Source organism: Methanobrevibacter sp., assembly GCF_045126245.1.
GTDB lineage: Archaea > Methanobacteriota > Methanobacteria > Methanobacteriales > Methanobacteriaceae > Methanocatella.
The window spans coordinates 1-6,178 of sequence record NZ_JBGVOG010000097.1 but is presented as its reverse complement, the minus strand read 5'-3'; the positions used below and the strand labels follow the sequence as shown (position 1 = coordinate 6,178).

At 38.4% G+C, this 6,178-nt stretch carries 7 protein-coding genes; all 7 read right to left on the bottom strand.

Annotated features, from left to right (window positions below):
• Positions 1-431, bottom strand: a 431-nt coding sequence (locus tag ACJMLZ_RS07250) for an NAD(P)-binding domain-containing protein (RefSeq protein ID WP_405304958.1), incomplete at its 3' end; no start/stop codon positions are given.
• An 8-nt stretch (positions 432-439) separates the two neighbouring features.
• The gene (locus ACJMLZ_RS07245) at positions 440-991 is read right to left on the bottom strand and encodes a DUF2284 domain-containing protein (RefSeq protein WP_405304957.1); all 552 of its coding nucleotides are present in this window, start codon (positions 989-991) and stop codon (positions 440-442) included.
• A 61-nt stretch (positions 992-1,052) separates the two neighbouring features.
• A complete protein-coding gene (locus ACJMLZ_RS07240) occupies positions 1,053-2,420 on the bottom strand; it encodes an MATE family efflux transporter (RefSeq protein ID WP_405304956.1) in 1,368 nt (455 codons plus the stop codon).
• 3 nt (positions 2,421-2,423) lie between these two features.
• Entirely contained in the window at positions 2,424-3,791 is a 1,368-nt protein-coding gene (gene cca, locus ACJMLZ_RS07235; RefSeq protein ID WP_405304955.1) for a CCA tRNA nucleotidyltransferase, read from the bottom strand.
• Positions 3,792-3,795: 4 nt separating this feature from the next.
• Positions 3,796-4,353 carry an RNA 2',3'-cyclic phosphodiesterase gene (gene thpR, locus ACJMLZ_RS07230; RefSeq protein WP_405304954.1) on the bottom strand — a complete coding sequence of 186 codons (558 nt, stop codon included), beginning with the start codon at positions 4,351-4,353 and terminating at the stop codon, positions 3,796-3,798.
• Between the two features lie 9 nt (positions 4,354-4,362).
• Complete coding sequence (locus tag ACJMLZ_RS07225; protein WP_405304953.1) at positions 4,363-5,493, bottom strand: 3-dehydroquinate synthase II; 1,131 nt, start codon at positions 5,491-5,493, stop codon at positions 4,363-4,365.
• A gap of 9 nt (positions 5,494-5,502) precedes the next feature.
• The coding region (locus tag ACJMLZ_RS07220) for a 2-amino-3,7-dideoxy-D-threo-hept-6-ulosonate synthase (protein WP_405304952.1) at positions 5,503-6,178 on the bottom strand (676 nt) is incomplete at its 5' end.

The following is a 6,178-nucleotide window of genomic DNA, read 5'->3' as shown; positions in this document are numbered from 1 at the left end:
ATGTTACAGAATGCGCAGATTACTTTTGCGCCGGTTCCGTCCAATATTGCTGCGGTTCTTTCTGCCGCTGATCCTTCCATGAGGTCAACGAATCTGAATGGCTTTCCACCGATAGCTGTTTCCAATGGTACAGTTGCATCTAAAACGATTTTGTCTGTACAGAATTCTTTGATTCCTTCAAGTGTTGGTTTTTGTGCTGCTAGTGGTACTGTAAGGATTAAGAGGTCTCCTTCTTTTGCTGCATCCTCATTTGCCATACCTTTCATATTAGATAAGTCGTAGTCTGCTAAATCTTCTTTAGCTTTTGCAACTACATCTAATGCTTTTTCTTCTTTTCTAGACCCGACAATGACTTCAACGCCTGCGATAGCTAATCTTTCAGCAATACCGAGCCCTTGAGGACCTGTTCCACCAATTACACTTACAATCATTTTATCACCTATTTTTTATCATAGAGCAAACCGCCGACAAATATCAAATATTCAGGCAGTTTTCCATCTTTTGCATAAAGGATTTTATGACCAAAAAGATCTTCAATTGTCTTATCGACATATGCCCCCAAAGATTCCAGGGAATATCTCATCTTGAACGGCATTTTGCACGGCATGCCGAATTCCCTTGTGCATCTCATGCACAAGTTGCATTTGCCCAAAAACAAACCCAATGAATCTTCACTTTCAAGAGCATAAATTTCATTCATCAATTTGACTTTCATGCGCTCAAATCTCTTTAGAATAAATTCCAATTCCTTGTCTTCAAACGTATGCGCCAATTCCTCTTCGGAAAAGTCAATTTTAAAAGCAATTATCTTAAGTTTGTTATATGAATTCCACACTTCATCAACGTCGAATTCAAAAGGAGGGTAATTCCAGTTGTACCCCAACATTTCCTGCTCCTCAATGCAGAGTTTTGATACCTTTTCAAAATCAACATAATTTTTATAGTATTCCTCAACGTCAACATCAAGCGATAGCTTTTTAATCTCTGACATAATTTATTATTTATAAAAAGATTATTATAAATATTTCTAATTAATTGAAATGATTTTTAGATTATTTGAAATAATCCTTATGTTTGTTCAGATAGTAATTTATATAAGCATATCCGATTACGGAACCTGTTGCCATTCCGCAGACAAGACCTGAATAAAGGCCAATAAGACCAAAACCCAATATGAATGCAAATAATCCTCCAAATAACACCTCAAGTATAAATGACCTCAATACAGTTATTGATAATGCTATGGTTCCTTTTCCCATTGATTGGAAAATATTACCTGAAAGCACTCCGAACGGCATCAGCAATATAAAGAAACATAAAATGTGAAGCGCATCAACAATGTTGGATGATAAAATGGAACTGTCCGCAGAGTATGAAAATATAAATGATAACGGTTCAGCAAAGATAAAGAAGAAAAATGAGATAATTATTGATGAAACCATTGCCAATTTAATACCATAGTTGAGTGCTGTTTTTAAATTTAGAAGATTGCGTGCACCATATGCCGCACCGCCAACAGTTAGGGCGGCAACCCCAACACCAATGATTGGAGACATTCCGATTGAAACCAGCCTCCAAGTTGCAGTATATGCGGCAACACCAACAGTACCTCCAAGAATTGTAATCCAGTAGTTGAAAAGAATTGATACAAATGAAATGATAAACTGTTCCAGACTTGCCGGAATACCGACAACCAATATGTCCTTATAAATCTGCAAATCTCTTTTATATTCACTCATCTTGATTTTCAAAAAACTGTCCTTTTTGATAAACATCCAATAAACCATTGGAGATGCAGCAAGAGCTCCTGCAAGAACTGTTGCAAATGCGGCTCCTCCAACTCCCCAACCGAGAACGTAAATGAAAATCGGATCCAGGATAATATTTATAAAAGCAGTGAGCATTAATGGATAGGATGCGCGTTTTACTTCACCCTGCGCCCTGAATATTGCAGCCATCATAGCAGGCAAGAAAACGGAAAAAATTCCCCCAATTACAATATTACCATAGGCCAATGTCTCTGAAAGCACTTCACCGGCACCCATTATTAATAATAACTGTTTTAAAATGAGCAATATCAAGATAGTTGAAATGACTGTAACGACAATACTAAGTACAATTGAATGAATTGCGCTGTTTCCCGCATTTTCATACTCTTCAGCGCCGATATACCTTGCAATCAGACTGTTTGCACCTGCGCCCAAACCATTTGCAAATCCAACAAGAGCCAGAAATACTGGTGTAACGAATCCGACTGCAGCAAGTGGGTTAGGACCGAGTCCTGAAACCCAAATACCGTCGATGATATTGTTAAGCATCATAAATATGTAGCTTATGATGATAGGCAAAGCCAGTTTATTTATAGCTTTTTTAGGATGGTTTACGATTAAGTCTATATCTTCTGTTTTGTTTTCTGGCATGATTCACCTCACCAAATGCTGTCCCGGATTTAAAAAGTCATCTAAAAATTCCAAATAATCATTATTGTCAGCCAGCTTATCGATAGCTATGAACTCATGGGTGTCTATTATATTCATTTTGAGGTTTTTTCCAACCTTAATCAAGCCAATATGCTCCTGTGTAAAAATATGTTTGATTAAATCACATGCATTGGCAAATTCCCTTTTTTGTGTGTGAACCAAAAAGTCCCCCTGAACATAAATGTTTTCACGACCGTACTTGTTTGCAAAATTCTCACAGGCCTGATTGATGAATACCTTTGGACCCACATTGACCTTAATGTCATTTAATGTTGATGAAGCCATTTCAAGCAATATTACCGCATCAGATACTTCATCGCTCCAATAATCAGCTTTAAAAACATTGAATTCCTCTTCGTTGAGTTTTCTTTCAAGAGCTTCAGTTGTTTTTCTAAGCTGAGGATGTAGTGTGTCGAGAGGAATATCTGGAATATCAAAACGGATAGTGATTATATCCCCGTTTCTTTTTTCAAATTCATTGACAATTTCTTCTTTTCTTAATGAGCGTTTTAATGGGTAAAAATAATCCTTTTTATTGTCGGATGATAGGTAATTTCTTGCTGATTGAATAAATTCAGCCATTTTATCCAGCCTTAAAGCAGCACCGACATTTCTATTCATGTCTGTTGGATCTATGACTATTAACGGATCTTTAAACAGCCTTGAAGTTCCATAATTTTCCAAATCAATGCTGTGTGCAAAATTCCATTTTGTTGCAGCTTTCAAGGTCTTTTCAAAGCTTCCATAATGAATAATTAGCAGTTCGCATAAATATCCTGCAAATCCTCCGACCTTAAATTCTGAGCCGTAGGTTCCTGTCATTTGCATGAATTTCTTTAAAAGCAATACTTCATCTTCCTGACCCTCAGACAAGTTTGCCTTAACATAACGTGTGTGCAGGATTGTCCTGTCAACCGCTGATTTGAGCTGGCTTCCATCCTCTATAGCATAACATGGAACCATATCAACTTCATAGTCCCCGATGATGCTTGTGACATACGGATGTGATGCGAAATGATGTGAAGCTTCACCATCGAACTCATCGCTGCACTTATGGGCCAGATATAACCCCTTTTCCTTCAGATATTTTTTATCGGTATCCAGAGGAAAGGCCATGAAAATATCGATATCTGATTTGCCTTTAAGTGCCGTATTTTTAGCAACTGAACCGACCAAAGCTATTTTTGCATCAATGCCCTCTTCAATACAAGTCTTATCTATAAAGTCAATCAGTTTAGATGAAACATTATTAATATCTTCAGTTTCTTCTGCAGTAGGCTTGATATCATTTAAAATAGCTTTATAATCCATATAATCACAATTCAAATATGTTAATGTCATCATATATCGGTCCTGATGGCTTCAAGGTTGATTTTTTAAGGACAATTCTGTCAACTTCCATCTCACCGATTTCAACATCGCCAAACTCTTCAATCAAATCTTTTACTTTATTTTTGTTTTTGGCCGATTTCATACGTCCAATTGTTAAATGTGAAGAGAACTTTTTGTCTGCATCAAATCCGAGTTTTTTGAATTCGACATCCAATTTGTCATGCAAATCCTTTAACGTGCCATCATCTTCCAGGCCAATCCAAATTACCCTAATGCGATTGTTATTTGGAAAAGCTCCGCAACCCTTGATTTTAATCTTAAACGAATCGAATTCACTGACCACACCGGATATCTTCTCGCTGAGCAGGTCAATTCCCTCTATGTCAATGTCACCGAAAAACTTCAGGGTCAAGTGAAGATTGGCCAAATCAACATATCTTATATTGGCATCAATCTTTTTGAATTCCTTGATGACCTTATTTATCTTAGGCTTTAAGTCATCGTCAACATCGATTGCAAGAAAAGCTCTTATTTCAGGCATTTGATTCCCTCATTGTTCGATGATTGTCTCATCGATAGCTATTCCGAAGTGGCGGGCATTTGATTCAATGTATACCTTTACCTTATCTCCAGGCTTTACGTCTGCTACTGATAGAGGCTCATCGTTTTCATCAACAATTCTGATTGTTTCAGCATTTTGAAGCAATGTACGTATGGTTTGACCTTCATATTCGGCTTCAATTAATATTAACGGCCTTCTTTCAATCTTGCTTCTTCCGACATATGCGGTTCTTGTATCCCCTTGAGTATTCACAATCAGTACCTCATCTCCCGCAACAAGTTCTGAGAGGTATCTTGTCTTATTGCCCGGAACCATCACATATGCTTGAACTGGACCTGCGTTTACCCTGAATGGGCGGGATGCAACATATTCGCTTTCAAGTGATTCGGAGTGCACTAAAAACATGGACTTTGAATATGACCCGATTAGCATGCCCTCACCGGGTTTCATCATGTCTGTTGTATCAACACATACCCTGTCACCTGAACCTAATGGCTTTACGTTAGTGACTGTGGCTACTTTCAAATCATATTTTACTTGAGATGCTTTTACGACTTCCTCAGCTATCTTTTTGGTATTGTTGAAATCATTGGCTTCAAATATAATGCCGTCAGTACCATGTTCCAAGGTTTCAAGTGCGACACGTGCACCGTCAAGATCCTTGACTGCTGCAATGATGTTAACATCTACTTTCTGCAAGTCAGCGATGATGTTTTCAAGTGGAATTATTGTCCAGTCAGTTCCGACAAGGATTATATAATCTACAATAGAACCTAATTTTACGGCCAATTGCTCATGTGCCTTATCAGTGATTTTTATATATGCACAAACTGTTTTTCCTTCGCTTTTGGCTTTTTTTGCACTTGCAATATCCACTGAGTCGGCGAAGTCATCCTTAAGGTCCAAAAATCCGTCCCCTTCACCGTTTATGCCTACAAGATATATGTCAGCGTCATCCCTGTTTGCGATAATCTTTACATTGCCTAGCTTTCTGATTTGCTCTATGTCATCCAAATCAAGAACGTGGTCAATGCCTGATTCCAAAGCTGTGGTTATCATTTCCTTTTTATCTTCCCACAATTCATCAGGAGTGCTTATCCAAGCGAATTTATTCTGCATCAAATCACCCTATTTCAAGAATTTCATAGCTTCTTCCACTTCAAGGTCATGGTGAACTACTTCAGCGATTGCCCTTGTAATTTTTCCAGGGTTTTCAGCCTGGAACAAGTTACGTCCGAATGCAACTCCTGCACCGCCGACTTCAAGTGAATCCTTAACCATATTCAAAAGGTCTTCATCAGTGTCTACTTTAGGGCCCCCTGCAATTACGACAGGCACAATAGCACCTTCAACAACTTCCCTAAATGAGTCTGGGTCTCCGGTATAATTGGTCTTTACAATATCCACCCCAAGTTCTGATCCTACACGTGCTGCATGTTTTACGAATTCCACATCATGTTCGTTTTCAACCTTTTGACCTCTTGGGTACATCATTGCTAAAAGCGGCATTCCCCAGTAGTCACAGGTTTCAGCTATTGCTCCCAATTCCTGAAGCATTTGACTTTCTGTTTCGCTTCCAAGGTTTACATGAATTGATACCGCATCTGCACCAAGCTGAATTGCCTTTTCAACGCTTGTTACGGTGACCTTATCATTTGGGTCGGGTGCAAGGGAAGTACTTGCTGACAAGTGTACAATCAAACCTATATCATCACCGTAACCACGGTGACCTTGTTTTACGATACCTTTATGCATTAAAATTGCGTCTGCTCCACCTTGGGAGATTTCTTCTACGGTTTCATCC

Bases quoted from the DNA above. Each gene is read 5' to 3' on its own strand.
- ACJMLZ_RS07245 (WP_405304957.1), bottom strand. From the start codon at position 991: ATGTCAGAGATTAAAAAGCTATCGCTTGATGTTGACGTTGAGGAATAC.
- ACJMLZ_RS07240 (WP_405304956.1), bottom strand. From the start codon at position 2,420: ATGCCAGAAAACAAAACAGAAGATATAGACTTAATCGTAAACCATCCT.
- cca (WP_405304955.1), bottom strand. From the start codon at position 3,791: ATGGATTATAAAGCTATTTTAAATGATATCAAGCCTACTGCAGAAGAA.
- thpR (WP_405304954.1), bottom strand. From the start codon at position 4,353: ATGCCTGAAATAAGAGCTTTTCTTGCAATCGATGTTGACGATGACTTA.
- ACJMLZ_RS07225 (WP_405304953.1), bottom strand. From the start codon at position 5,493: ATGCAGAATAAATTCGCTTGGATAAGCACTCCTGATGAATTGTGGGAA.